27 protein-coding genes are annotated in these 26,386 nt (G+C 35.7%); 11 read left to right on the plus strand and 16 right to left on the minus strand.

What is annotated here, in order from left to right; genetic code table 11:
• Nucleotide 1: 1 nt before the first annotated feature.
• The 3 genes from ACYQ3P_RS03625 to ACYQ3P_RS03635 form a co-directional block, all read right to left on the minus strand.
• Nucleotides 2-832, minus strand: coding sequence for a glycosyltransferase family 9 protein (locus ACYQ3P_RS03625; protein ID WP_460176587.1), 831 nt, complete (start codon nucleotides 830-832; stop codon nucleotides 2-4).
• A 64-nt stretch (nucleotides 833-896) separates the two neighbouring features.
• The gene (locus ACYQ3P_RS03630; RefSeq protein WP_460176588.1) at nucleotides 897-1,073 is read right to left on the minus strand and encodes a hypothetical protein; all 177 of its coding nucleotides are present in this window, start codon (nucleotides 1,071-1,073) and stop codon (nucleotides 897-899) included.
• A complete protein-coding gene (locus ACYQ3P_RS03635) occupies nucleotides 1,060-1,368 on the minus strand; it encodes a hypothetical protein (RefSeq protein ID WP_460176589.1) in 309 nt (102 codons plus the stop codon). The genes ACYQ3P_RS03630 and ACYQ3P_RS03635 overlap by 14 nt, the downstream gene beginning before the upstream one ends.
• A 233-nt stretch (nucleotides 1,369-1,601) precedes the next feature.
• Here ACYQ3P_RS03635 and ACYQ3P_RS03640 point away from each other — a divergent pair, with 233 nt between their 5' ends.
• Genes ACYQ3P_RS03640 through ACYQ3P_RS03655 form a run of 4 tightly spaced genes read left to right on the plus strand, consistent with a single transcriptional unit; the run spans nucleotide 1,602 to nucleotide 4,844 of the window.
• Nucleotides 1,602-2,426, plus strand: coding sequence for a phosphate ABC transporter substrate-binding protein (locus tag ACYQ3P_RS03640; protein WP_460176590.1), 825 nt, complete (start codon nucleotides 1,602-1,604; stop codon nucleotides 2,424-2,426).
• Nucleotides 2,423-3,271 carry a PstC family ABC transporter permease gene (locus tag ACYQ3P_RS03645; RefSeq protein WP_460176591.1) on the plus strand — a complete coding sequence of 283 codons (849 nt, stop codon included), beginning with the start codon at nucleotides 2,423-2,425 and terminating at the stop codon, nucleotides 3,269-3,271. Before ACYQ3P_RS03640 ends, ACYQ3P_RS03645 begins: the two co-directional genes overlap by 4 nt.
• A 32-nt stretch (nucleotides 3,272-3,303) precedes the next feature.
• Nucleotides 3,304-4,140, plus strand: a complete 837-nt coding sequence (locus ACYQ3P_RS03650; RefSeq protein WP_460176592.1) for a PstA family ABC transporter permease — start codon at nucleotides 3,304-3,306, stop codon at nucleotides 4,138-4,140.
• A gap of 2 nt (nucleotides 4,141-4,142) precedes the next feature.
• A complete protein-coding gene (locus tag ACYQ3P_RS03655) occupies nucleotides 4,143-4,844 on the plus strand; it encodes a phosphate ABC transporter ATP-binding protein (RefSeq protein WP_460176593.1) in 702 nt (233 codons plus the stop codon).
• A 99-nt stretch (nucleotides 4,845-4,943) separates the two neighbouring features.
• Here the strand turns inward: ACYQ3P_RS03655 and ACYQ3P_RS03660 are convergent, their stop codons facing one another.
• The 3 genes from ACYQ3P_RS03660 to ACYQ3P_RS03670 all read right to left on the minus strand — a co-directional run bounded on the left by ACYQ3P_RS03660 (nucleotide 4,944) and on the right by ACYQ3P_RS03670 (nucleotide 8,445).
• Complete coding sequence (locus ACYQ3P_RS03660) at nucleotides 4,944-6,056, minus strand: LptF/LptG family permease (protein WP_460176594.1); 1,113 nt, start codon at nucleotides 6,054-6,056, stop codon at nucleotides 4,944-4,946.
• Nucleotides 6,057-6,412: 356 nt separating this feature from the next.
• Nucleotides 6,413-7,462 (minus strand): LptF/LptG family permease, encoded by a 1,050-nt coding sequence (locus ACYQ3P_RS03665; protein WP_460176595.1) that lies wholly within the window; start codon nucleotides 7,460-7,462, stop codon nucleotides 6,413-6,415.
• Nucleotides 7,462-8,445, minus strand: a complete 984-nt coding sequence (locus ACYQ3P_RS03670; protein WP_460176596.1) for a KpsF/GutQ family sugar-phosphate isomerase — start codon at nucleotides 8,443-8,445, stop codon at nucleotides 7,462-7,464. The genes ACYQ3P_RS03665 and ACYQ3P_RS03670 overlap by 1 nt, the downstream gene beginning before the upstream one ends.
• 633 nt (nucleotides 8,446-9,078) lie before the next feature.
• On the opposite strand from ACYQ3P_RS03670, the gene phoU reads away from it, so the two are divergent.
• Nucleotides 9,079-9,783, plus strand: a complete 705-nt coding sequence (gene phoU, locus ACYQ3P_RS03675; RefSeq protein WP_460176597.1) for a phosphate signaling complex protein PhoU — start codon at nucleotides 9,079-9,081, stop codon at nucleotides 9,781-9,783.
• On the opposite strand, the gene ACYQ3P_RS03680 is transcribed toward phoU, so the two are convergent.
• From ACYQ3P_RS03680 to ACYQ3P_RS03695, 4 genes are read right to left on the minus strand one after another with little or no spacing between them, the layout of a single operon-like run.
• Entirely contained in the window at nucleotides 9,769-10,098 is a 330-nt protein-coding gene (locus tag ACYQ3P_RS03680) for a hypothetical protein (protein WP_460176598.1), read from the minus strand. The two genes, phoU and ACYQ3P_RS03680, sit on opposite strands and share 15 nt — an antisense overlap.
• Before the next feature lie 2 nt (nucleotides 10,099-10,100).
• The gene (locus ACYQ3P_RS03685; protein WP_460176599.1) at nucleotides 10,101-10,538 is read right to left on the minus strand and encodes a ClpXP protease specificity-enhancing factor SspB; all 438 of its coding nucleotides are present in this window, start codon (nucleotides 10,536-10,538) and stop codon (nucleotides 10,101-10,103) included.
• Nucleotides 10,535-11,308: a prolipoprotein diacylglyceryl transferase gene (gene lgt / locus ACYQ3P_RS03690; protein WP_460176600.1), complete on the minus strand. Its 774-nt coding sequence runs from the start codon at nucleotides 11,306-11,308 to the stop codon at nucleotides 10,535-10,537. The genes ACYQ3P_RS03685 and lgt overlap by 4 nt, the downstream gene beginning before the upstream one ends.
• A gap of 30 nt (nucleotides 11,309-11,338) precedes the next feature.
• Nucleotides 11,339-12,022: a ubiquinone/menaquinone biosynthesis methyltransferase gene (locus tag ACYQ3P_RS03695; RefSeq protein WP_460176601.1), complete on the minus strand. Its 684-nt coding sequence runs from the start codon at nucleotides 12,020-12,022 to the stop codon at nucleotides 11,339-11,341.
• A gap of 393 nt (nucleotides 12,023-12,415) precedes the next feature.
• Between ACYQ3P_RS03695 and ACYQ3P_RS03700 the strand changes: the two genes are divergently transcribed.
• Nucleotides 12,416-12,964, plus strand: coding sequence for a LemA family protein (locus ACYQ3P_RS03700; protein ID WP_460176602.1), 549 nt, complete (start codon nucleotides 12,416-12,418; stop codon nucleotides 12,962-12,964).
• 372 nt (nucleotides 12,965-13,336) lie between these two features.
• The gene (locus ACYQ3P_RS03705) at nucleotides 13,337-15,052 is read left to right on the plus strand and encodes a DUF2207 domain-containing protein (protein WP_460176603.1); all 1,716 of its coding nucleotides are present in this window, start codon (nucleotides 13,337-13,339) and stop codon (nucleotides 15,050-15,052) included.
• Nucleotides 15,053-15,471: 419 nt separating this feature from the next.
• On the opposite strand, the gene ACYQ3P_RS03710 is transcribed toward ACYQ3P_RS03705, so the two are convergent.
• Entirely contained in the window at nucleotides 15,472-15,720 is a 249-nt protein-coding gene (locus ACYQ3P_RS03710) for a hypothetical protein (protein WP_460176604.1), read from the minus strand.
• 754 nt (nucleotides 15,721-16,474) lie between these two features.
• On the opposite strand from ACYQ3P_RS03710, the gene ACYQ3P_RS03715 reads away from it, so the two are divergent.
• Genes ACYQ3P_RS03715 through ACYQ3P_RS03730 form a run of 4 tightly spaced genes read left to right on the plus strand, consistent with a single transcriptional unit; the run spans nucleotide 16,475 to nucleotide 21,142 of the window.
• Complete coding sequence (locus tag ACYQ3P_RS03715; protein ID WP_460176605.1) at nucleotides 16,475-17,629, plus strand: pyridoxal-phosphate-dependent aminotransferase family protein; 1,155 nt, start codon at nucleotides 16,475-16,477, stop codon at nucleotides 17,627-17,629.
• Complete coding sequence (gene serA / locus ACYQ3P_RS03720; protein ID WP_460176606.1) at nucleotides 17,626-19,215, plus strand: phosphoglycerate dehydrogenase; 1,590 nt, start codon at nucleotides 17,626-17,628, stop codon at nucleotides 19,213-19,215. The genes ACYQ3P_RS03715 and serA overlap by 4 nt, the downstream gene beginning before the upstream one ends.
• Nucleotides 19,216-19,236: 21 nt before the next feature.
• Nucleotides 19,237-20,514, plus strand: coding sequence for an adenylosuccinate synthase (locus tag ACYQ3P_RS03725; RefSeq protein ID WP_460176607.1), 1,278 nt, complete (start codon nucleotides 19,237-19,239; stop codon nucleotides 20,512-20,514).
• Complete coding sequence (locus ACYQ3P_RS03730; RefSeq protein ID WP_460176608.1) at nucleotides 20,483-21,142, plus strand: ComF family protein; 660 nt, start codon at nucleotides 20,483-20,485, stop codon at nucleotides 21,140-21,142. Before ACYQ3P_RS03725 ends, ACYQ3P_RS03730 begins: the two co-directional genes overlap by 32 nt.
• Here the strand turns inward: ACYQ3P_RS03730 and ACYQ3P_RS03735 are convergent.
• The 5 genes from ACYQ3P_RS03735 to ACYQ3P_RS03755 are packed head-to-tail and all read right to left on the minus strand — an operon-like array spanning nucleotide 21,139 to nucleotide 26,382.
• Nucleotides 21,139-22,359, minus strand: coding sequence for an AmpG family muropeptide MFS transporter (locus ACYQ3P_RS03735; RefSeq protein ID WP_460176609.1), 1,221 nt, complete (start codon nucleotides 22,357-22,359; stop codon nucleotides 21,139-21,141). The two genes, ACYQ3P_RS03730 and ACYQ3P_RS03735, sit on opposite strands and share 4 nt — an antisense overlap.
• The gene (locus ACYQ3P_RS03740; protein ID WP_460176610.1) at nucleotides 22,350-23,831 is read right to left on the minus strand and encodes a glycoside hydrolase family 3 N-terminal domain-containing protein; all 1,482 of its coding nucleotides are present in this window, start codon (nucleotides 23,829-23,831) and stop codon (nucleotides 22,350-22,352) included. Before ACYQ3P_RS03740 ends, ACYQ3P_RS03735 begins: the two co-directional genes overlap by 10 nt.
• A complete protein-coding gene (gene hslO, locus ACYQ3P_RS03745) occupies nucleotides 23,828-24,691 on the minus strand; it encodes an Hsp33 family molecular chaperone HslO (protein ID WP_460176611.1) in 864 nt (287 codons plus the stop codon). Before hslO ends, ACYQ3P_RS03740 begins: the two co-directional genes overlap by 4 nt.
• Nucleotides 24,684-25,487 carry an SAM hydrolase/SAM-dependent halogenase family protein gene (locus ACYQ3P_RS03750; protein ID WP_460176612.1) on the minus strand — a complete coding sequence of 268 codons (804 nt, stop codon included), beginning with the start codon at nucleotides 25,485-25,487 and terminating at the stop codon, nucleotides 24,684-24,686. Before ACYQ3P_RS03750 ends, hslO begins: the two co-directional genes overlap by 8 nt.
• Nucleotides 25,459-26,382 (minus strand): dihydroorotate dehydrogenase, encoded by a 924-nt coding sequence (locus ACYQ3P_RS03755; protein ID WP_460176613.1) that lies wholly within the window; start codon nucleotides 26,380-26,382, stop codon nucleotides 25,459-25,461. Before ACYQ3P_RS03755 ends, ACYQ3P_RS03750 begins: the two co-directional genes overlap by 29 nt.
• Nucleotides 26,383-26,386 lie beyond the last annotated feature (4 nt).

Raw genomic sequence — 26,386 nt, forward strand, 5'->3', positions numbered from 1 at the left:
TTTATTTTTGCCCTTTAAAGCAAGGGATGTCAAACAAAATTTTTTCAATTTCATTAAGTAAAAACTCTGTGTTAAGGCAATCGCGAGTTTTACAAACATTGGGAAAACATGGTGGACATTTTTCATTTCTTATAACCCAAAGTCTCTCACCAATTGGATGCCAAATAACTGGGTCTGATGGTCCAAAAATTACAATTGAAGGAACACCAATATAGCTACTTAAATGACTTACTCCACTGTCAAGCCCAATATAAAGGGAGGCTTTAGAAAGAGTTTCTGCAATTGAAAGAGAATCTTCAAGATATATGCTGTTTTTATAAGTTGTCAGCATTTCTCTCTCTGCAGGTCCTAATATGTAAATCACTTCTAAGTTTAATTCTCTTAAAATTTTCTCCAAAGCAAGGAAAAAATCAGGCTTAGGATTTTTCTTCTTTGAGCCACTTCCGGGATGAACTATACAAAGATTATTAGAAGGATTTTGAGATAGGGCTAAAGGCAATTGTTTTGAAAAATATTCACCTTCAAATTTCAAATTCTTCAAATACCAATCAACCACCCACATCCTTTCTTCTGGTATGGGAGGAATAAATATTGAAACATTACGATGGGCAAAAATTTCAGAGTTAGCAGAAAATATAATTTCCACATCAAAGCTTTCCTTTGGCTCATACATCGTTGTTTTATTGCAAAAGCCAACTATTTTTGCAAGAGTAAAATAATCTGGATTTCCCCATACAGTCACATCATATCCCTTTTTTGACAAAATCTCAAGAACAGGATAAATAAGCAGGCTGTCTCCAAATCCTCCCATTCTATATACCATTGCTTTCATTTCTTTGCGGTAATTAAAAAGAAGAACAAAATACAATAACAAGCTTTTAGTATACGCGTTTTAATTAAAATCTTAGTGTAGCAATAAGCCTTTTTGGATTTAAAAATAAATCAAAAGCATCTAAAGGTGAGGTCACCAAAATATCAGCAGATTTAATTGCGTCTATAGCACATCCTTCATTAAGGCAAACAACAATGCCAATTTTTGCCACTTCAAGCATTTTTCTGTCATTTTTTTCCATTACCAATAGCGACAACATTTTCTGAACCCAGCATCTTAACAAATTTTTCTTTCTGAATATCAATATTATTCCCTGCAAGAACATGAATCTCGCAATTTACATTTCTTAGTTCTTCTCTTGCCATGCCAAATGTATCAGCTGTAAGAATATGAACTTTTAAAAACTCTGCAATTTTATTCAATCTCTCGCTTACTCCCGGTAAAATTTTACCATCCAAAGACAGAGTACCTGTGTAATCAGTCACAAAATGATGAAGTCTAATAAAACCAAAACCTGGGATATCAATTTCAAGCATTTTTTGAATCCTCCTTATTTTTTAATTTACATCATTTTAAAAAAATCTAAATTGAGCTGTAAAGCTGAGATAAAAGAACAAAAAATCTATAATATTTTTAATAATGCCTCTTAACTTACCAATTTTATTATAGGTTTTATCTATTGGTAAAGCTGAATAAAAAAATAAAAACTATTTGAAAATAAATCATATCAGTTTTTTATAATACACAAAAACAAAATGGAGGTTTAATTATGGTAAAATTATTATTTTTTGTTCTATTTATTTCATTGATTTTATCTAACAATGCTGTTTTTGCAGATGATTTGGAACTCTTTAAGGACCTTAAAGGTACTATCAGAATTGCTGGAGGCACTGCTCATATTCCTGTTATGGAAGATTTGGCAAAACAAATCATGGAGAAATATCCTGATATCAAAATAAGTATAGCTGGTGGTGGCTCAGGACTTGGAATCAAACAAGCTGGTGAAGGATTAATTGATATTGGAAACTCTGGAAGAGAAATTTCTCAAGATGAGATCAATAAATATGGATTGAAAGTTTACAGATGGGCTATGGATGGAATAGCAATTATTGTCCATCCCAACAATCCTATTAAGAATTTAACTAAAGCACAGTTAAAGGATATATATAGCGGAAAGATAACTAATTGGAAAGAATTAGGTGGAATAGACAGACAAATCAATATTTATACAAGACCTGATGACAGTGGAACAAGAGAAGTCTTCTGGACAAAGGGACTTGAAAAAGGTGTTATTACTCCTAAGGCTATTGTTGTGCCTTCAAACGGTGCAATGAAAGTTGCAGTTTCAAAGGACACTGCAGCTATAGGATATGTTTCTGTAGGATATGTTGATAAAACAGTAAAACCTTTATATTTTGACAACATAGAACCTACGATAGAAAATATTGTTTCTGGAAAATACACAATTTCAAGAGGTCTTTATAGTGTTACAAAAGAAAAAGTTTCACCACTTACTGCTGCTTTTATCAGACTTCTTTATTCAGATTTGGGTAAAAAGACAATTACAAAACATGGCTTGATTCCAGCCAAATGATTGAGAAATTTGTTAAAAGTATTTTGTTTGTCTCCACTTTTTTAAGTGTTATAGTAGTATTTATTATATTCTTTTTTCTTTTTGTCTTAGGAATTCCGATTTTTAAAAAGGGTGATTTTTTTGCCTTTCTCTTAAGTGCATGGAATCCTAAAATGGACTTGTATGGAATAGCTCCCATGTTGATTGGAACTGTAATTATATCTATATTAGCATTGATTTTTTCCCTGCCAATAAGTATAGGCACCGCAGGCTTTTTTGTTTTAATAAAAAATAGATTGCTTACTAATTTCTTAAAAAATTTAATCAGGTTCTCTTTAGCAATACCCCCTGTTATCTACGGTTTCATAGGCATTGTTGTTTTAATACCATTACTCAGGGATTTTTTTCAAATCGGTTCGGGTTTTTCAATTTTAACAGCCTCCCTACTTCTGTCAATGTTAATCGCACCAACAATGATTTTAATTTTTATTGATTCCTTTAAAGCTGTACCTCAAAGCTATGTTTTAGCTATGGATTCAATGGGAGCAAATAGAATTCAAAAGTTTCTATATGTCATTCTTCCAAATTCAAAAAACGGTATCTTTAAAGGCTTGACTTTAGGGCTTTCAAGGGCAATTGGAGATACATTAATAGCACTCATGGTAGCAGGTAATTCTCCACAATTTCCAACAAAAATTACTGACTCTGTTAGAACCTTAACATCCCATATTGCCCTTGTAAAAGCTTCTGATATAGACAGCTTAGAGTTCAGGTCAATATATCTTGCAGGAATTATATTGTATACCATCACATTAATTAATGTTTCTATTATTTATCATTTAACACGAGAAAGGGGATTGAGTTGAATCGCTTAATTGAGAGATTAATTAATTTTTTCATGTACCTTTGTGTTATCATATTTATCTTTTCCATATCAGGTATTGTATTTTATATTCTTTTTAAAGGATTTAATACACTTTCCCTAAGTTTATTTTTCGGTGATGTGAGAGCAATTGATGCATTAACTATGAAAAAAACAGTAATAGATGGAATTTATCCAGCTTTAATTGGTAGTTTTCTGCTTGTATTTTTAACTTTAATTATTGCTGTGCCATTAGGTATTTTTACAGGTATTTATCTATCAGAATATGTAAAGAGAAAAACTTTTTTAAATGTCATTTTTGATATTCTTGCCTCAATTCCATCAATTATAATAGGGCTTTTTGGACTATCAATGGTGATTATTATAAATAAATACTTCCATGGAAATATTTATCCTTGTCTTTTTATATCAAGCCTGTCTCTTGTATTTCTTATCCTGCCTTATATCATAAGAGCAACTCAAATTTCCTTAGAGAGTATCCCTTTTAATATTAGAATAATATTAGTTACCATGGGCGCTTCAAAGATACAAAATATTTTTTATGTTCTTCTTCCTTATTCCATTCATGGGATTATTAGCGGAGTATTACTATCATGCGCTCGAGTAATATCTGATGTAGCTGTTATTATGCTTACTGGTAGCGTAATATTTTATGGTATACCAAAGAGTGTTTTTGAACCCTTTGAATCAATTGCATATTATGTATTTTTCTTATCGGCAGAATACAGAACAGAGGATGAGCTTTTAAAGGTATTCGGGGCATCCTTTGTGCTGTTAGTGTTATGTTTGATTTTATTTGCAGCATCAGAATTTCTTGGCAAGACCGCAAAAAAACTATTTATGATCAGGTAAAGATGAATAAAATAAAGATATCTATTAATAATCTAAGTTTTAAATATGCAAATACATTTGTTTTTAAAGATATTAATGTTGAGTTCTATGAAAATAAAATAAATGCTATAATAGGACCATCAGGAGCAGGAAAAACTACTCTTCTATTTACGATAAATAGGCTTTGGGAGGAAATAAAGGACTGTTATTGTGAAGGAAATGTATATATAAATTTAAATGGAAAGACATTCAATATCAATGAAAAAAACATTAAAATCTCAGATATAAGAAAAAAAATTGCAATGGTATTTCAAATACCAAATCCTCTTCCAATGTCAATTTATGATAATTTAGTTTTTCCCCTAAAAATTTGTAATATTAGAGATAAAAGCATTATGTCTCAAAAAGTTCAAGATGTTTTAGTAAAAACCAATCTATTCTCAGAATTAAAAGACAGACTACATGAAAGCGCTCTTAAGCTTTCAACAGGACAACAACAAAGACTTTGCATAGCAAGAGCTTTAATTTCCGACCCAGAAATATTACTCCTTGATGAACCCACCTCATCTCTTGATGAAAAAAATAAATTAGAAATAGAAAATCTCCTAAAATCTCTTAAAAACAAAATTACCATTATTCTCGTATCTCATTTTAAAGAACAAGTTAGCAGGATAGCAGATTATAAGTATATTCTCAAGGATGGTAAATTGACTCTATTGATTTAAATGCTATTAATTTAACTTCTCTACAATAAATTTTTACAATCAAATGTGGAATATTTGTAGTTGGAAATAGAATCAATAAATAATCTCTTCAGCAAAAGCTCATTCTCTTATGCTGTAGTAAAGCTTAATTGAAATCAGTCCGAAAATAAGGGGGGTTATCCACGGAGCTACAAAGGGAGGTAGAATTTTTGAGTAGCCGATCACCATAAAGATAGAATAAACAACCCAATAAAAAACGGTTATCAACAAGCCTATTCCAACGGTTATTGCTCCACTCGCACCTCTTGAATCTTTTGTTTTTGAAAAAAGAAAGATAAACTTTTCGTAAGCACCAAGAGGTAGGGATATACCTAAAATCATCATAAAGAATGTAACAAAGTTGTAAGATAATCTACCGCTTATGTCAGTATCAATTTTTGGATTACTAAGCCCAACTCTCTTTAATTCTTTTCTCTTTTGCAAGAGCTCAGCAATACCAAACTCATCAATTTTCTTAATGTCCTTAAAGGCAACTGCAGAAATTTTAGCCTTTATTGGATAATTCATTGTCTCAAGCTTTTCCTGTTTGCCCTTTTCATAATCATATACTGATACATTCTTCAGTTTCCATGTATCATTTTCTTTAATTTCCGCATATTGAGCTTCAACTGTTTTTACTAAGGCATTATTTTGTATAACGAATATCTTAACATTCATAGCCAACCTCTCTTTTTCCGAAAAGCTTCCAATTTTCACCACCGAACCATCCTTTGTTTTTAAAAAAATATCCTTTTCCAACTGAGCCTTACCTTTTGCAGAGAGTTGCTCTATCATGGAGTTTAATTTTTTTGTAAATTCGGGCTGAATAAATTCTCCAAAAATAAAGCCAAATATGGCAATTATGATACCAAGCAATAAAAAGGGTTTAAGCAGATTTCTTAATTTTCCACCAGATGCAGAGATGATTAAAAATTCTCTATTGCGAACTCCCATTGAAAAGATAAAAAGTGAAGTTATTAATGTGACAAAGGGTATAAGATAAAATAAGTATCGTGGAATACTTAAAACTGCATACTGAAAAAAGAAACTCGTGGGTGGATTATATGGCACGAACTCGTCAATTTTTTCTATAAGACCTGTAATTGCAAGAAGAGACGACAAGGATAGGATTAAAATTAAAAAAACTTTCAAAAACTCTTTTAAATACAACTTTATAAAAGTATTAATCACCATATATCACCTTAAAGTTAAGTAATACTTAAAATTAATTGTTTCTCAATTGTCATTGCCAAATTTTTCGTCATTACAATAGGTTGCAACGCCTTCGGCTTGCTACTGGCTTCCACCTATCTGTCATTGCAAGGAGCGTCAGCGACGAAGCAATCTTGTCTTTTATGAGATTGCTTCGGCATCCTATCGGATGCCTCGCAATGACGAAAAAGGGGTCATTGCGAGCCTGCCGACAGGCAGGCGTGGCAATCTCATAAAAACACGGAATTGCTTCAGGACTAAAGTCTCTTGCAATGTCCATATATCTAACATACAATGACAAGTTAACAAAAATTTTTACAAAATCGCTCAATCTATATTCACCTATCAATATTATTCCACAAAATCGCAGATAATATACCCAAAATTCCAACAGGCAAAAAAGAGCCAATCTCAGCAGATATAATACCTGCCTTTGCAAGATTTGCACCATAAATCATCAGAATATAGTAAATAGCAAAAACACCAAGTCCTAATGTTACTCCTCCAAGCCTTCCGCTTTTTCCAATAAGTTTACATAGTGATGGAGACAAAAAAATGCTAATCAAGCATAAAATTGGAAGCGATATTCTCTTGTAAAGTTCAAGTTTGTAATCTATTTTGCGTTCACTGGAAATTTTTGAAATTAGCTCTATAACTGAAAGCTCAGCAGTTTTCTTTGCTATGGGGTCTATGTTTGGAGTTAGCTTAAAAATATATTCCTTAAATTTTATTTCATTAAATGAAACACCCTTGTGAAAATAGGCTCTTCCATCAATCAAACTTAAGCTGATTGTATCCTTTTCTTTTTTGATTTTTCCTTCGTTGGCAAAGATTATCTTAGAGTCCTCTCTTCTTTCGTCAAATATGATAACTTCTTTCATGTGGAGACTGTCTGGTTTTTCTTTTACGAATATTGTTATACCTTTAAAACCTTTGTTAAATACACCCTCTTCAATGCTCAGTGGTGCTCTATCAGAAAGAATCGTCAATACTTTTTCTCTCACAATCCGAACTCCCTCAGGTCCAAAATATATGCTCATTAAAGCGGCAATTAAAAAAACTATAACACCTACATTTATAACAGGCTTAAATACCTTTTTATATGGCATGCCACTTGCCATTAAAATAACTATTTCATTATCAGCCTGTGCTCGACCATAGGCAAGTAAAATACTTAAAAGAAGAGACATTGGAATTGTAAAAACAAGCAATTGGGGCTGTAAAAGAATTATGATAGTTGCAAGATTAAATAAATCTATGCCCACAGAAGAAAAAATCTTGCTCAACTTCAAAAGCTTTTCTATTATTAAAAGTGCGTTCAAAAAGGCGACTGAAAGAAGAATATTTTGAACAATTTCTTTAGCAAAGGATTTGTGGATGACTTGCATTAAAAAATGCCCTTTTTGAGAATATCATGGATATGTATCAATCCCTTGAGTGTTCCATCAATCTCTGGGACAACAAGGCTTGTAATTGAATACTTTCGCATTGTTGAAAGAGCCGCTGCTGCCAGTTCATCTTCATTTATTGTCTTTGGATTTCTCGTCATAATTTCAGAAGCCCTTAATTCAAATAACTCCTTTCCCCATTTCTGAATACCCCTTCTTATGTCTCCGTCAGTTATAATTCCCAATATTTTACGGTCTTTATCAATAATTACAGTAACTCCCAATCTTTTTGAGGAAATCTCAAGCAATGCTTCTATCATTGATGTTTCAGGATAACATGTTGGAAGTTCTTCTCCTGTGTGCATTAAATCCTTTACCTTTGTAAGCATTCTTCTTCCCAGTGAACCGCCCGGATGAAAGACTGCAAAATCCTCTTTTTTAAATCCATTACGCATAATAAGAGCAACAGCAAGTGCGTCACCCATTGCAAGGGTTGCTGTTGTTGAGGAAGTTGGAATAAATCCAAATGGGCAAGCCTCTTCTTTTACAGAAACATCTAAAACCGCATCTGCCTGTTTTGCCAGTGTTGAATTCTTATTGCCAGTGATAGCTAAGAGTTTTACATTGAAGTATTTTAAATATGGTATCAACCTTAAGACCTCTTCAGTCTCTCCGCTATTTGAAATGGCTATGACAACATCGTTCTCTGTAACCATACCGAGATCACCATGACTTGCCTCTGCAGGATGCATAAAAAAGGAAGGAGTGCCTGTAGAAGCTAAAGTTGCGGCAATTTTCCTTCCAACTAAACCTGACTTTCCCATTCCTGTAACAACAACTCTTCCTGTAGAATTGTGGATTATTTCTACCGCTTTCATGAAGTCATCGTCAATTCTGTCTTTCAAAGCCTCTACTGCCTGTGCCTCTGTTGAAATAACCTTTTTTGCTATTTCCTTCAAATCTATATTCTCCCAATTTTCCATAAATTTTATTTTAACCTAAATTGAAAGTTTTTTTATAAAAACTGTAATATCTTGTAGTTCAAATATAGTGAAGCAAACTATTTTGAGATTGCTTCGGATGCGTAGCCTGTCGCGAGCCGAAGGCGTGGCGATGCCCTCGCAATGATCCCCTCTTTTGTCATCAAGAGGCTAGCGACAGCGAGCCGAAGTGTTCTCTCTTTTTTTGTTAAAATGAGATTGCTTCCTCCTCGCTTCGCTCGGAGTCGCAATGACGGAGAGGTGTTCACCATGCACCATCCACAAACCACTATCCACTAATTAGAGGCTGCTTCGCTCCAGATTGCCACGCTATTGCTCGCAACAGGGGGCGAAGCAGTCTCTAATAAGGCTTTATTGAAAAACAAAGTAGAGATTGCTTCGCATCCTTCGGATGTTCGCAATGACAGCAAAAAATATTTAATTTTCAAATGGTTATGCCAATTATTGGATTTCTATCGCCATCTTTTAGACACTTGAAAATCCTGCAAATTGGGTAAAATATATTTAATAAGCAAAAAAATAAATGTATTTTCATAAAAAATTTTTATACTTTTTATGCTATTCAACACTGGTATTAAATTGGTATAATACCAAAAGAAGACTTAGGAGGCTAATATGGCAATTTTAGATGATGAGTTAAGGAAATTAAAAGAAAAGATTCTTATACTTGGTTGCCTTGTTGAGGAAGGCATAAGAAAGACTGTAAAGGCTCTAATAGAAAGGGATAATGACCTTGCCAAACATGTTATCTCAAGGGATAATCTTATTAATGGACTTGAAGTTGAAATAAATGAGGAATGTATAAGAATTATTGCACTTAGACAGCCTATGGCAAAGGATTTAAGATTTCTTACAACTGCTATGAAAATAAGCACAGACCTTGAGAGAATGGGGGATTATGCAGTAAATATCGCACAAAGAGCCATTGAGCTTAATCAAGAGCCATTTCTTAAGCCCTTTGTTAATATTCCAAAGATGGCTGAGATTACAGAAAGCATGGTTGAGGATGCCATAAATGCTTTTGTTAAGGAAGATGTTGATTTATGCTATGATGTTATCAAAAGGGACGATGAAGTAGATAAGCTTTTGGAGAGAAACCATAATGAACTTTTTGAATTAATGTTAAAAAATCCCGATATAATTCCACTTGCTCTTAAAAGAATGTTTATTGCAAAGTATCTTGAAAGAATATCAGACCATGCAACAAATATTGCAGAGATGGTTATTTATATGGTTGAAGGCAAGATGCTAAGAGGAACTTTTGTAACAGAGGAAATCCATAAACTTTGTTTAGAAGATTTTATGTCAAGGCAAAAATAAACTGATTTCGTATGTTCCTACACTAACTTTTTCAGCAAGTCCTTCCTTCCAGAGAAGCTCTGTTATTTTTAGTTTTTCTTCCTTTGGAAGTAGAATAACGAGCTTGTTGCCATCAGATATTAGCTGTTTCCATTTTTCTAATCTGTCAGGATTTATTTCCTTTTCAGTGATTATATCAATGTATCCAATGGTCATGCCATAGCTTAAAATTTTTAAATCTGGTGGTGGTTCTTGGACAAGCTCTAAATCCTGCTTGACTTTGATGAGCTTTTGTTTGATGTGATGGATTAAAAGCTCCTTTAAATGCCTTTCCATGCTCATTTTTTCTTCCTCATTTTTGTGATATCTATGATTTTTTTATCTCCTTCATCTTTTTCAGCTTCCTCTTCGGTATCCTGTTTAACTATCTCTTGAGCTTGAAGCCTGAATACAGGTACATTTAATTGCACTCTTAATTCTGGAGAAAAGACTGTTGCAATTGCATCAATGGGAATATAGCATTTTTCTGGAGTATTTCCGAAAACAAGAGTTGCTGTAATTGCTTCATCATGCCAGTCAAATTTCATATTATTGTTGAAAACTAAAACAAGACCCCTTTCCTTTTCTTCTGAAAGAAATCCGCGTTTTCCTATCACAACTCTTTCATCATAATCCACTACAATAAAAACTCTTCCTACAAGGTCAAGTATTTCAAAGAATGTCTTTTTCTTCAGCTCATTTAATCTTCTAATAAGTTCCTCAGAGATATTGATCACTCTCTGCTCCTATAATAAAGTAAGATTGAACCAGTAATGATCATGAGCATACAAAGAATCTGTCCCATTGTTAGGAATCCAAGTATATAGCCGATTTGAGGGTCAGGCTCTCTAAAAAATTCTACAAAAAATCTGAATATCCCATAAAGGATTAAAAACAAAGAAGACACAATACCTGAACGGCTAAATTTATCCTTGAAAAACCAGAGGATGACAAATAACACTGCTCCTTCTAAAAAGGCTTCATAAAGCTGGCTTGGATGTCTTGGAAGGGGTCCACCTTCTGGAAAAATCATTCCCCATGGAACATCAGTAACTCTTCCGTAAAGTTCGCCATTAATAAAATTTCCAATTCTTCCAAGCCCAAGCCCAATCGGAGCAGTTAAAACAAGCATATCAGTTAGGGTGAAAAAATCAAACTTTTTTATTTTTGTATAAATCCAAGCAGCAATTATAACTCCAATCAGACCTCCATGAAAAGACATCCCTCCATGCCATAAAGCGATTATCTCAAAGGGATGCTGGAGATAGTAGGAAAGATTATAGAATACAACATAGCCAAGTCGTGCTCCAATTAAGAGTCCCAAGATTAAGTAGAAATATAGATTTTCAAAAAAATCCTTTTCAACCCTTAATCCTCGTCTGACTAATTCCCTTTTTACAATCAGATAGGAACATATAAACCCTATCAGATACATCAATCCATACCATCGGATTGATAAAGGACCAATTTTTAAAATCTCAGGGCTAATGTTAGGATATGGAAGCATAATTTAAGATAAAATAATCTCTGAATTTTGTCAAACCTTCTCTGCAACATACAAATGAACACAACCGAAACTTAAAGAAATAGAAGTCGCATTTCTAAAACCGCAACTTTCAAGTAAGTCAAGAAATTCTTTTGGTTTGTAAAATCCCTCTATTGAAGAGCCAAGATACTCATAGGCATAGCGAACTGAAAAAATAGACGCGACAGCGGGAATTATTTTTTTCAAATAAAAAAGATACGGCTTGCGAAAAAATCCTTCTGGAAGTGAAAACTCAAGAATTACGATTTTACCATTTTTTTTTAAAACCCTGTAAATTTCCCTTAATGCCAACTCTGTTTCATGCATGTTTCTTATTCCAAAGGCACATGTTACAGCATCAAAAATATTATCTTTAAACGAAAGTTGATAACCAGAGGCACAGACAGGTGCAAAGCTATCCTTGATTTTTGTCTTTGCTATTCTTAGCATTTCAAAGCTTATGTCAACACCTATTACTTTTGCTCCTTTTTTTATGAGTACCTCTGCAGAATCTCCAGTGCCTGTTGCAAGGTCTAATATCAGGTGATTTGTAGCTTTTAATTGGTGAGCAGTGGCTAAAGATGCCATTTTTTTTCTCCAAAGGATGTCCTGCCCGAAGGACAGAAGCCTGTTTAGAAAATCGTATCTTTTTACAATTTTATCAAACATTGATTTTATCTCAGGCACTTCTTTCATATCCAAAAATTATATCATACTCAAATGCTTTTAACCTAACGAACAATAAATCCCAAAAATAGCGATAGAAATCCAATAATTGGTATAACCATTTGAAAATTAAGTATTTTTTGCTGTCATTGCGAGCATCCGAAGGATGCGAAGCAATCTCTACTTTGTTTTTTTAATAAAGCCTTATTAGAGACTGCTTCGCCCCAGATTGCCACGCTATCGCTCGCAACAGGGGGGCTCGCAGTGACGAGTGTCTATCTCTATTTTTCGGTAAATAGAGAATGGTCACCGCAAGCCCCAAAAATGATGACTCGCAATGACTCTATTTTTCAGTCATAAAGTTGAGTAGCACGTTGACAAAAATCAAATTAAATGATAGAATTTGAAAAAAAGGAGAAGGCGATGACGTATTTAATTTTTCTTTTGATAATCGCTTTAGTTGCCATCTGGCTGATTCTCACCTACAACAAATTGGTCAGATTGAGAATCATGACAGATCAGGCATGGTCTGATGTTGAGGTTCAACTGAAGCAAAGGCATGACCTCATACCAAATCTTGTTGAAACTGTCAAAGGATATGCAACACACGAAAGGAAAACCCTTGAGGAGGTTGTAAGGCTCAGAAACTCTGCAATCAGCGCAACTTCACTTGAGGAAAAAATTGAAGCAGAGAATATGCTTACTAAAGCTTTAAGACAGCTTTTTGCTTTGGCTGAGAATTATCCAGACCTGAAGGCAAGCGCTAATTTTCAGAAACTTCAGGAAGAGCTTGCAAGAATTGAAGCTTCAATAAGTCAGGCAAGAAGATACTTCAATGCTGTTGTAAGAGATTATAATACCTCTATTGCTATTTTCCCAAATTCTCTAATTGCTGGCATATTAGGGTTCTCTCCTAAGACCTTTTTTGAGATATCTGAGGAAGAAAGAGCTGTGCCTCAGGTAAAGTTTTAAGTGATAATTGGTGGTTAGGGAATGGTGCATGGTGAACATCTCTCCGTCATTGCGACTCCGAGCGAAGCGAGGAGGAAGCAATCTCGCCATAATAGTACCATAGAGCGACAGTGCTACAGAGCGACAGAACTTATTTTAGAAGAGATTGCTTCAATATTCCTTCGGATGCCTCGTAATGACTCCTTGTTTGTCATTGCGAGGGCACGAAGTGCCCGAAGCAATCTCGTCTTTCCTTCAATATGGAATGAGATTGCTTCGCATCCTTCGGATGCTCGCAATGACAGTAACAATACTCAATTTTCAAATGTTTATACCAATTCTTGGATTTCTATCGCTATTTTTGGGTGGTTGTGAATGGTGGATAGAGGTAAAATGAAAGTAAAGTATATTCTTGGCACAATATTAAAGATAACTTTTTCGCTTCTTATTTTCACATCTTCCTCATGGGCATGGTTAATAAAAGACTATAATGTAGATATCAAAGTTGAGCAGAATAGCGATTTATTTGTCACTGAAAGACTTACTGTTGATTTTGGCAACGAAAAAAAACACGGAATCTATCGTGATATACCGCTGGAATTCAATGCTCCAAATGGCAAAAAGAAAAAAATACAGATAAAAGATATATTTGTCACTGATGAGCAGATTAATCCCTATCAAACGAAAATATCCCAACATCAAGGAAATTTGAGAATAAGAATAGGTGACCCCAACAAATTTGTAAGCGGTATACAAAAATACATCATAAGATATCGGGTCAAATACGCCCTTTACAAAATTGGAAACATAGATGAGCTTTACTGGAATGCAATTGGAACAGGCTGGGCTGTGCCAATACTAAGTGGCTCTGCGTCTGTAATACTTCCATTTGACCATCCATCAGTGCAGTTTGCCTGTTATACAGGAAAAATGGGAAGCAGGGAAAGGGCTTGCGAAATCAGAAAAAGTGCAAACGAAGTTTTCTTTAATCTGAAAAAACAGCTTGCACCCTACGAAGGAATGACAGTTGCTGTTGGATGGCAAGCTGGCTTAATACCCATAGAAAGCGAACCGCCTATTTGGAAAAATCCCTGGCTCTATGCCTTCATTTATATCATAGGATTATTCGTTTTTCTATACTATCTTTGGTGGAACAAAGGAAGAGATGTTGGAGGCAGAGGAGTCATACAGGTTCAGTATTATCCACCTGAGGGTTTAACACCTATTGAAGCGGGAGTTTTAATTGATGAAAAAATTCACACAAGGGACATCATTGCAGAGATTATTGATTTAGCAAGGCGAGGCTATCTCAGAATTATTGAGACAGAGGAAAAGGGGCTGCTCTTTGGCAAAAAAAGAGACTATATTTTTGAAAAAACAAAGGCTTTTGACGAAGAAATAAGAAATAAACCCTTTGATATGAAAATTCTTTCAGCTATTTTTGAGGGAAAATCAAGGGTAAGACTATCAGAACTTAAGAAAGAATTTTACACATCTATTCCAACTATATCAAATTCCGTTTTTCAAAATCTGACCAATGGAGGATTTTTCTTTAAAAATCCTTTAAAGGTAAGAAATATCTATGCAGGTATAGGCGTTATTTGCTTTATTTTATCTATACTACTAACCATTGATGTGATTGCATTTAATCTTATTTACAATCCTCTTCCACTGCTTGTATGCGGAGTAATTACAGCCTTTTCTTTGTTCATACTCGGACAGTTTATGCCAAGAAAGACCCACAAAGGCTCTTTAATGAAGGAATATCTAAAAGGATATGAGGAGTTTATTAGCAGAGTTGAAAGGGATGTTATTGAAAGATTGTTTCCGCCAGATAAAATACCTGAGATATTTGAAATAACTCTTCCTTATGCAATTGCCTTTGGAAAGGCAAAAAAATGGACAGAGGCATTTGAAGGATTATTCTATACTCCTCCTAAATGGTATGAAGGAAGAACTTCTTTTTCACCATCGGTTTTTGCAAATTCAATTGACAACTTCGTAAGCAATGCCTCGCAGGTTTTACCATCAACACCTTCTTCATCAGGCTCAGGTGGTGGAGGCTCATCAGGCGGTGGAGGAGGTGGTGGAGGCGGCGGCTCTTGGTAAGTATGTTATTTTGCTGTCATTGTTAGCCTATTAACTGCTGCATAGCAATTTATGAGGCTTTTCGTAACGGAGCTTGTCCTATGCTAAAGAAATAGCGGACATTCGCAATACCCACTCTGTGCGTTATTGCGAGGCATCCCCTATTTCCGTCACTGCAAGGTTTCCACCTTCGGTCATTACGAAGGTATCCCCTCATCGTCATTGCGAGGCATCCGTCAGGATGCCGAAGCAATCTCGCCTTTTTTCTTCCCTGAAAGAAGAGATTGCTTCGCTCGCAATGACAGTTGAGAATCGCTCAATTAAGCTTGCAAAAAAGTGTGCTTCAATTTTAGACAAAGTAAAAATTTTTTAAATTTTTTCGGAACTTCTAAAAAAGATTAACAAAGTTTTTAACAAAAATTGTTTAAAAGCCTAAAACCTCATGGAAGCTTAAGGAATTTTTCATTAATAGTTTTTCTAATCTGCTCATCAGTAGGGTCTGGTTCAGACAGGAAAAGCTCAATGAGTCTGACAGAATTGCGGGAATAACAATTTGGGCATTTATCTTGAATATGAATTGTAAAACATTCCAAGCAGAAAAGAGCTGTTCTTAGAGGGATTAGACATTTTCCAAATTTTTGTTTTATTGTGCATTTCTCTTCTATTTCATATACAGTCCTTTTTTCCATGAATAGATGATACAACAAAATAGTGATAAAAAACCATGAATTACTATAACCATTTGAAAATTAAGAAATTTTTCTGTCATGGCTATCCTCAATGCTTATTCTTTTATATCATTCTGAGTATATCATTCCGAGTCTCGCCGTTTATTCTTTTTCGTCATTGCAAGGGTTCCCCCTTCCGTCATTGCGAGGAGCGATAGCGACGAAGCAATCTCGTCGTCATAGTGCCATAGAGCGACAGTGCTACAGAGCGACAGAACTTATTTTAAGAAGAGATTGCTTCGGCAAACCACCGGTCTGCCTCGCAATGACTCCCTTCCTTCGTCATTTCGACTCCGAACGAAGCGAGGAGGAAGCAATCTCGCTTTTAGATTGCTTCGGTATCCTGATGGATGCCTTGCAATGACCGGATGAGGCATAAAGGAACGGGATTGCGACACAGTGCTTCTCACTGTTCGCAATGACAGGATAAGGGATATCAAGGAAGGAGAGTTTGCCACGCCTGCCTGTCGGCAGGCTCGCAATGATGAAGAAAACATACGTATAGGCACGTAATGAAGAGAAATAAGGATGCCTTGAAATGACAGACCAAAAAGTTTTTACTTAACACATCACTTAACTTAATTTAGATAAAAATTGGCTCATTCATAATACCTAAAAACCATCAAAAGTAAAGCGATTCGCTGATAATGTTTAAACAAAATGGATTACTTATGGTAATATATTTTATTAAAAATTTACCTTCAAGGAGGATGAAATGACTTTGAAAAGATATCTTCTTGCACCGGGTCCAACGCCTGTGCCATCAGAAGTTCTGCTTAGTATGGCAATGCCAATCATTCATCATCGTAGCCCAGACTTTTTACCAATTCTTGACTCTGCTAAAAAAGGGCTTCAATGGATTTACCAGACAAAAAATGATGTTCTCATACTCTGCTCCACAGGAACAGGAGGTATGGTTGCTGCAGTAAACAACTTTTTCTCACCGGGAGAAAAGGTTCTTGTAATAAATGGTGGTAAATTTGGAGAAAGATGGGTAAAAATTGCCCAAGCCTATGGATTGGAAGTAATAGAGATTCCTGTTGAATGGGGATACTCTGTTGATGTAAACAGAGTTGAAGAGGAGTTAAAGAAAAACCCTGATATAAAGGGAGTTTTTGTTCAGGCAAGTGAGACATCAACTGGTGTTTATCATGACATTGAAAGCATTGGAAAAATAGTCAAAAATTACGAAGACACCCTTTTCATAGTAGACGCAATTTCTGCATTGATTGCCCACGATATTAAGACAGATGAATGGTCAATTGATATTATGGTAAGTGGCGCTCAGAAGGGCTTTATGTTACCTCCCGGACTTGCATTTATAAGTGTAAGTGATAAGGCATGGAAGAGAAATGAGAAAGCCAAAGCTCCGAGATTTTATTTTAATCTTAAAAAAGAAAGAGAAAATCTTGCAAAAAATCAGACAAACTTTACCTCTGCAGTATCTTTAATTATTGGACTTAATGAAGCTATAAAGCTCATGCAAAAAGAAGGTCTTGAAAATGTCTTCCGCAGACACGCTGTTTTAGCCCATGCAACAAGGGAAGCTGTGAAGGAAATAGGACTTTCACTGTTTCCAAAAGGCACACCAAGCAATGCTGTAACTGCTATTGAAGCTCCACAGGGTATTGACGGACAGGCAATTTATAAAACCTTAAGAGAAAAACACGGTGTTACTGCAGCAGGCGGACAGGATAAACTCAAAGGAAAAATTTTCAGAATTGCTCATCTTGGATACGCAGATAAATTTGATGTTATAGTTGGCATCTCAGCCCTTGAAATGACTCTTAAATCACTTGGATATCCTGTTACATTCGGAAAGGGAGTTGCAAAGGCAGAGGAAATTTTCACAAAGGAGGAAAGCAAATGAAAGTTCTTGTCAGCGACAGCATTTCTCCTAAGGGTGTTGAGATTTTAAAAAATGCAGGATTGGAAGTTGATGTTAAAACAGGGCTTAAACCCGAAGAACTTAAGGCAATAATTGAAGAATATGATGCTTTGGTAATAAGAAGTGCTACAAAGGTTACTGCAGAAATCATTGAAGCTGCTGATAAGCTTAAAGTAATTGGAAGAGCAGGCACTGGAGTTGATAATGTAGATAAAGTTGCTGCTACAAAAAAGGGAATTGTTGTAATGAACACTCCCGGTGGAAATACTGTAACCACAGCAGAACATGCCATTGCTATGCTTTTTTCACTTGCAAGGCGAATTCCTCAGGCAACAGCATCAATGAAGGCTGGAAAATGGGAAAAGAAGAAATTCATGGGCGTGGAGCTTTACAATAAAACTGTTGGAATAATTGGACTTGGCAGAATAGGTTCTGAGGTTGCAAAAAGACTTCGCTGTATGGGAATGGATGTTTTAGCCTTTGACCCTTTCCTCAGCGATGAAAGGGCAGAAGAGCTGGGAATCACTAAAACAGACCTTGACACACTATTTTCAAAGGCTGACTTTATAACAATTCACACGCCCTTAACAGCTGAAACAAAGTATTTGATAAATAAAGACACAATCGCAAAGATGAAAAACGGAGTTTACATAATCAACTGTGCAAGAGGTGGAATAGTCAACGAAAAAGACCTTTATGAAGCACTACAGAGTGGTAAAGTAGCAGGTGCTGCCCTTGATGTTTTTGAAAAAGAGCCACCTGAGGAAGGATATGCTTTAGTTGCTGATGAAAGAGTTATTTGCACTCCTCATATCGGAGCATCCACTGTAGAGGCACAGGAAAGTGTTGCTGTTGCTATTGCAGAACAGATCGTAGATTACTTGATTAATGGCACTATCAGAAATGCTGTTAACTTCCCATCAATTCCCTTTGATCAGGTTCCGCTTATTAGGCCTTATCTTGTTCTTCTTGAAAGAATGGGAAGCTTTGTATCTCAAATCTTTACAAAAAGTATAAAACAAATTCAAATAGAGTATTTAGGAGAGATATCTTTATTAAATACTCAGGCATTGACCGCTGCAGCTTTAAAAGGAGTTTTAGACCCAATACTTGGAGAACCTGTCAACTTTGTTAATGCTTCATACATTGCAAAGGAAAGGGGAATAGAAGTTAAAGAAATAAAAGGCAAAGAAGCAGGAGATTATCAAAACTTAGTAAAAATTTCTCTTATTTCAAAGGATGACAAGGCAGTTGTAGCTGGAACGCTATTAAGTAAAAGAGATCCAAGAATTGTTCAGATCAACGATATTTCTATGGAAATTATACCTGAGGGAAATATGATTTTCATGAAGAATCACGACCGCCCGGGTGTTATTGGAAACATTGGAACACTGCTTGGAAAGAACGATATAAACATCGGACACATGCACTTCGGAAGAAAGGAAGTAGGAGGTATAGCAGTATCAGTAATAAGCATTGATGCTCCATTGACTGATGAAATAATTGGACAAATAAAGAAACTTCCTAATGTTTTGGAAGTAAAGCCTGTATACATTTCAGCTCATTAATTCAAAAAGGAGACATTGATTATGCCTACTATTGTTATTATAGGTTCGCAATGGGGAGATGAAGGAAAAGGTAAAATAGTTGATTTTTTAACAGAAAAATGCGAATATGTTGTGAGATTTCAGGGAGGATGCAATGCGGGACATACAGTTGTTGTGGGAGATGAAAAATATGTCCTTCATCTTCTGCCCTCTGGAATACTGCATAAAAATAAGAAGTGCATCATAGGAAACGGTGTGGTTCTTGATCCTGCAGCGCTTTTAAAGGAAATTGAAACCTTGAGAAGCAAGGGCTTAGAAATTGATGGGAATATTTATATTTCTAAGCACTGTCATTTAATAATGCCATACCACATGGCAATTGAAGAACAGGCTGAAAAAAGTAAGAAAATAGGGACGACTAAAAAAGGCATAGGACCTTGCTATACTGATAAAATTGCAAGAAATGGCGTGCGAATGATAGACCTTCTCTACCCGGATGTATTAAGAAACAAAATCAGGGCAAATCTTGAGATTATTAATTTTCTCCTTAAAAATCTTTACGGTGCTGACATTTTGAATGAGGAAGATATATTCTCTCAGTATGTTAGCTATGGAGAGAAGCTTAAGAATTACATTGCAGACTCGGACATTCTAATCAATGAAGCTATTGATAGTGGAAAAAATGTTTTATTTGAAGGAGCACAAGGAACACTTCTTGACATTGATCACGGAACATATCCCTATGTTACATCCTCAAATACAGTTGCAGGTGGAGCATGCACAGGAGCTGGTGTAAGCCCAAGAAAGATTGACAAAATCATAGGAATTGTCAAGGCATACACAACAAGAGTTGGTGGCGGACCTTTCCCAACAGAAATAAAAGACTCCTTAGGAGAACAGATAAGGCAAAAAGGCGGAGAATACGGAGCAACAACAGGCAGACCTCGTAGATGCGGATGGCTTGACCTTGTTGGGCTAAGGCATGCAGTAAGGGTCAATGGATTTACAGGACTTGTAATTACCAAACTTGACATCTTAGATGGGATTGAAAAATTAAAAGTCTGCGTTGGCTACAAATACGATGGTAAGATTATAGAAGAATTCCCGAAGGAGCTTGAAATTCTTGAAAATTGTGAGCCTGTTTATGAAGAGCTCGCAGGATGGAAGGAAAGCACAGCAGGCATAAAAGATTATGAAAGATTGCCACAAAATGCAAAGAAATATCTTCAGTTTATAGAAGATTCATTGAAAGTCAAAATCCAAATAATATCAACTGGACAAAAAAGAGATGAAACTATCATTAAGGAGCCTATTTTATGAGCTGATTTTTAATGAAAGATGTCCGATATGTAGCAAAAAATCAGATTATGAATTTTCACCTTTTTGCATAGACTGTTGGAAATCAATTGAAGGATTTAGTTTTAACAGAATAACAACTGGAAATTTTGCAAAAAATTTTTGGAAATATGTAGATTCTTTAAGCTCCTTTGGCTCCTATGAAGGAGTTTTAAAGGAAGCAATACATTGCTTTAAATATGCAGGAGTAAAAAGAGTAGGCATTAAACTTGGCGAGCTTCTCAGTAGGATTCAACCACCTCAGATAGATGTTTTAATTGCAGTGCCTGTAAGTAAAAGGAAACTAATTCAAAGAGGATTTAATCAATCGGCAATTCTGTCAAAGGTGCTTTCCTGTAAGTGGAATTTGCCTCTTAATCTCACAGCCCTTATAAAAATCAGAGAAACTGTTGACCAAGCTTCCCTTGATGCAATGGACAGAATTGAAAATGTGAAAAATGCTTTTTTATGTAAAGAAAATCTTAAAAATTTGAGAATTGCTCTTGTAGATGATGTTGTAACAACAGGTGCAACCCTAACTGAATGTGCTCGGGCACTTAAAAAAGCAGGAGCATCAGAGGTGCATGCAATAACTATTGCAAGAGCTGTTTAGGAAGAATTTCCGTATTCGTTAATTGTTTTCTTTAGAGTCATCAATAAGAAAAGTCCTGGCAAAGCTACAGTAAAAGTCAAAAAATAAAATAAAGCCCAGCCAAAGGAGCTAACAACAAATCCTGATGTTGGACTGATAACTGTCCTTCCCAATGAAGCTAAAGATGAAAGAACAGCATACTGGGTTGCTGCAAAAGAGCGATTGCAAATTCCCATTAAAAGAGCAAGAAACGCTGTTGTTCCCATTCCACCTGTAAGATTCTCAACAACCACTGTTAAGACAAAAAGAGGAAAATTTTTTCCTGAAATTGCCAAAATCATAAAAAGAAGATTTGAAACTGCTTGAAATATTCCGAATAAAAAAAGCGCATTGAATAATCTCATCCTCATAAGAAGAATACCACCCAAAAGTCCTCCAGCAATTGATGAAATCATTCCGCCAATTTTATTTATTGTTCCAACTTCAGTAAGTGAAAAACCTGCTCCTCTGATAAAAAATGCTGTGCTTAAGGATGATGCATAGGCATCACCGATTTTGTAAAGAATGATGAAGAGTAAAAGCAACATACTTTTTTCTCTTTTCAGTAAATCTTTAAATGGCTCAATGAAGGATTCCTTTAGAGTTTTTGGCTTTACAATTCCATCAGGCTCATCTGCTACCAAAGTGGCAATGATCCCAAAAATCAAAAGAGAAGATATTAGAAAAAGTGCATTTTGCCATCCTATATGGTCAGCAAGAAGCAGGCATAGTCCTCCTGCAACTATTAATGAAATTCTATATGCTGTAACAGCTAAGGATGCACCAAGTCCTCTGTCTTTTGGCTTTAAAATTTCTGTTCTGTATGCATCAATTGAGATATCCTGAGATGCAGAGAAAAAGGCAACACATAATGCAACTATGCTAAGCTCCATTAGATTTTTTGGTGTAAGCAAAATCATTAAAAATAAGCCAAGCAAAATTGAAATCTGACTAATAAGCATCCAGCCCCTTCGCCTTCCAAAAAAGGGAATTGAAAATCTATCAAAAAATGCTGACCAGAAAAATTTTAGGCTGTAGGGAAGGGTTAAAATTGTAAGTATCCCTATAGTTTTTATATCTATACCCTCTGATGTAAGCCAAGCCTGAAGTGTTCCGCTTACAGGGGGAAATGGAAGTCCTGAAGCAAAGCCTAATACTGTAACAATCAGTAAGGTTTTGGCTCTTTTGTTTATTTCCATAACCTTACTGGAAGCCTTCCAGTGGCATTCTCAAGCCCATTTGAGAAAACATCCAAAAAAGCAAGCACTGCTGTCTCGTGACAATCATACATTAATGCAACTGATTGAGACTTTCTGTAAAATCCTCTTTTTACCATGTACGGATTTCCAAATGAAATCAGAATAGCCTTGTTTTCTGAAAGAATTTTATCAATAAATCCGAATTGCTCTACATTGAGAGTGTATGACAAATTTGCAGCCTTAATTTCAGTAAATATTACAATCATTGGCATGGCATCGGTTTTTCTGTATTGATTTATGTCGTAAGCTTGGCCGAAGTAGTCTTTGAATATTTTCAGTATTGCCTCGCTGTAGCATCCTGCAAGATAGGGAATAATTTTCTTATTTGAAAGGGGTTCATCAGGTTTTTTTAGGACTGTTACTGTTCTTTTAAAGGCATTGTGAATTAAAGTGGATAGGATTTGGTGATTGGTGGATGATGGTTGGTGGATGGTTGTTGGTGAATGGTGGATAAAGGATTTAAAGGTACTGATGCGGGATAAAGCTTCATTTAGGATTTTGTCATCTATGTATCCATGTTTATAGGCAAACTTAAGTTCCTCAGCTGCGGCATAAGGGTCTTCTGGATGAAGAATAATGTCTGCTCCAGCCTTAAGTGCCATTGCATGGGGATTGTCATAATCTTTTAATGCCTTCATGCTCATCGCATCTGTAAGCACCAATCCTTTAAAGCCTAAATCTTGCCTTAAAAGATTTTTCATTATCTTTTCAGATAAAGTTGCAGGCACTATATCATAGTCAGTAACTATAATATGTCCAACCATAATTGCAGGAACTTTAGCTTTGATTGCTGATTTAAAGGGTCTGATATGTTTTTTGAAATCCTCTGTTAAATAAGCCTGATTTAAGTGAGAGTCAAAAGAAGAAGCTCCATGCCCTGGGAAATGCTTTGCGCAGGTTTTAAGTCCTTCGGATGAAAAAAATTCTATCAAAAAATTACCATATTTTGATACAACTGTTGATTTATCAGAGAATGCTCTTGTGGAGATTATTGGATTATAAGGTTCTGTGTTTACATCAACAACTGGAATTAGCGGGAAATTAATGCCAACTTCCTTTGCCTCTTTTATTACAATTGAATATAAAGTCTTGAGCTCTTTAGAGTCTTTTTCCAAATCAAATCCTGCAGTGATTCCCATCTGAGATGGAATAATTGTTCCGCCTTTTATCTGCTGTCCAACTCCTCTTTCAATGTCAGAAGCAATTATTAGTGGAGAGTGATTTGAGGCTTGAAATTTATTAAATTGTTGTAGATTAGCAATAAACTCCCTTAATTCCTCATATTCTCCACCAAAAACAACAAATCCTGCAATGCCTTCTCTTACAAGTTTTTCAATATATGCTTTGTAAGATGTCTCAGAGATGCTGTCTCCATCAAGCCTTGCAATTATTAGATTTAGAAAGTTTATCATATATCCCTTAACAACTCCTTCAGTTCATCCACAGTAACCTGATATTTCCTTTTACAAAAATAGCACTCAACATCAATGGTTTCACCCTTTTCTATCATATCTTTAATCTCCTCTTTGCCTAAAGTCACTATTGCATTGAGGACTCTGTCCTTTGTGCATGGGCAGAAATATTCTATTTCAGCCTTCTTTAAAATCTCTATTGGAAGTCCTACAACCTCCTCAAGTATCTCATGTGGAGACAGACCTCTTAAAATCATTGAAGAAACCGGCTCAACAGAAGAAAGCTTTCTTTCAAGATAACTGACAACTTCCTCTTTTGCCTCAGGCATTATATGAATCATGAAACCGCCTGCTGCTTTCACTGAGTTGTCTGTTTCAACAAAAACGCCCAATGAAACCGCAGATGGTATCTGCTCTGAAACATTCAGATAATATGCAAGGTCTGTTGCAATCTCTCCTGTCTGAAGGGCAACACTGCTTTGATAATACTCCCTTAGTCCCAAATCCCTTATTACATTCAGAAAGCCTTTTCCAACTGCTCTTCCAACATCTATCTTTTCTGCCTTTAATCCCATATAAATATGCGGTCTCTTTACAAAAGCTCTCACACGATAATTCCAGTCAGATTCTGCCACAATTTCCTGAAGAGGTCCATCCCCTTTTACCTGAATCATGACCTTTTGTCCATCCTTTAACATTGCTGCAAGAAGAAGACAGCCTGCAATAACCCTTCCCATTGCAGCAGTAGCAGTGGGCCAAGTGTCATGGATTTGTCTTGCATAATTTACAGTCTCTGTGCAAACTGTCGCATAAACAGCAACATTTTCATCTTTAATTAAGCCTTTGACAATTTTATCCATTTAATAAAACCTCCACGATATCTCCTTTTTTTAAACCAAGTTCTTTTGCTGCATTCCCTTTAAAGACAAATATTTCCAGATACCCATCGCTGTTTATAAGACAGTTAATATTGGATGAAGGCTTTTCAATAGTGGCTACACTTGCATAATAAGGAACAATGGGAATTGTGAGGTTTTTAACAATGACGCTCTTTATATGCGATGCATCTGCCTTTATATTTGTAATCGCATTTCCAAATTTGTCAATCCTGATAATCTCGCCTATTATTTTTTCTTTAAACTTCTTGGGTTCCTTTATTGCAAACCTTATTGGATTTTGACATTCTGGTCCAAGCTCTGTAATGCTTACTCCCTTTGAAATCCATGCTGAAGCTGGTGCAAAGAGGTCTCTTCCCTGAAATGTTGAGCTTGATTTTTTAAGCATGTATTTTTCATTTTCAATAGAAAATGCTTGAAATTTAAAATCTCTCAATATATAGCTGAGCACTCCGTTGTCTGGAGCAAGGAAATAATGCCCATAAGCAAAAACTGCCAAAGCCTTTCTTCCAGAGCCAACTCCCGGGTCAACAACAACTACATGGATAGAACCTTCAGGGAAGTATTTAAAACTTTCCCATATCACTAAAGCTGCTTCTTCTATATCATGAGATACAATGTCATGGGTGATATCAATTATTTTTGCCTGAGGATTTATGCTTAGAATCACTCCCTTCATCTGCCCAACAAAAGGGTCTTGATATCCAAAGTCTGTGGTAAGGGTGATTATTCTATTGGCTGAATGTTCCGATGAGCTCATTTATATATTTTATGCCTTCGGAAATTAAAAATTTCTCTATGCCTTCAATGATTTCAACTGTAGCCTCTGGGTTTATGAAATTTGCTGTTCCAACAGCAACCAGACTTGCTCCAGCGATTATAAACTGAAGCGCATCCTCAGCGCTAACAATTCCTCCCATTCCTACGATGGGAATGCTTACATTTTGGGCAACTTCCCAGACAGCCCTTACAGCAACGGGTCTTATTGCAGGACCAGAAAGTCCTCCAGTTGGAGTTCCAATCATGCTTTTTCTTGTTTTAATATCTATCACCATTGCTGGAATTGTATTTATTAGAGAAACTGCATCTGCGCCTTCATCTTCGCAAATTTTTGCCATCTCTGAAATATCAGTCACCTGCGGAGAAAGCTTAATGATTAAAACTTTTTTTGTTACCTTTCTGACTTCTCTTATAGCCTTTTTTAAAAGGATTGGGTCAAGTCCCATCCTTCTCCACTCGCTACTTTTGTTTGGACAAGAGATATTCATCTCAAGTGCGTGCACACCTTCTGTGCTGTCAAGCTTCTCTGCGAGTTCTAAGTATTCTTCAAGACTGTCGCCAAAAAAATTAACGATAATATTTGTGTTAAATCTCCTTAAAATCGGAAGCTTTTCTTTTACGAATGCTTCATAGCCAATGTTTTGCAAGCCAATAGAGTTAATCATTCCGCATGGAGTCTCATAAATTCTTGGAGGCGGATTGCCTTCCTTTGGTTTTAGTGAAAGCCCTTTTACAGTAATTCCACCAAGAAGATTTAAGTCAATAAACTGGGAATACTCCAGTCCATAACCAAATGTGCCAGATGCTGTTATGACTGGATTTTTGAATGTCAAATCTTTAATTCTGACCTGCAAATTTGGCTTCAAATTTTCCATTTTC

Source organism: Thermodesulfovibrio hydrogeniphilus (assembly GCF_054657355.1).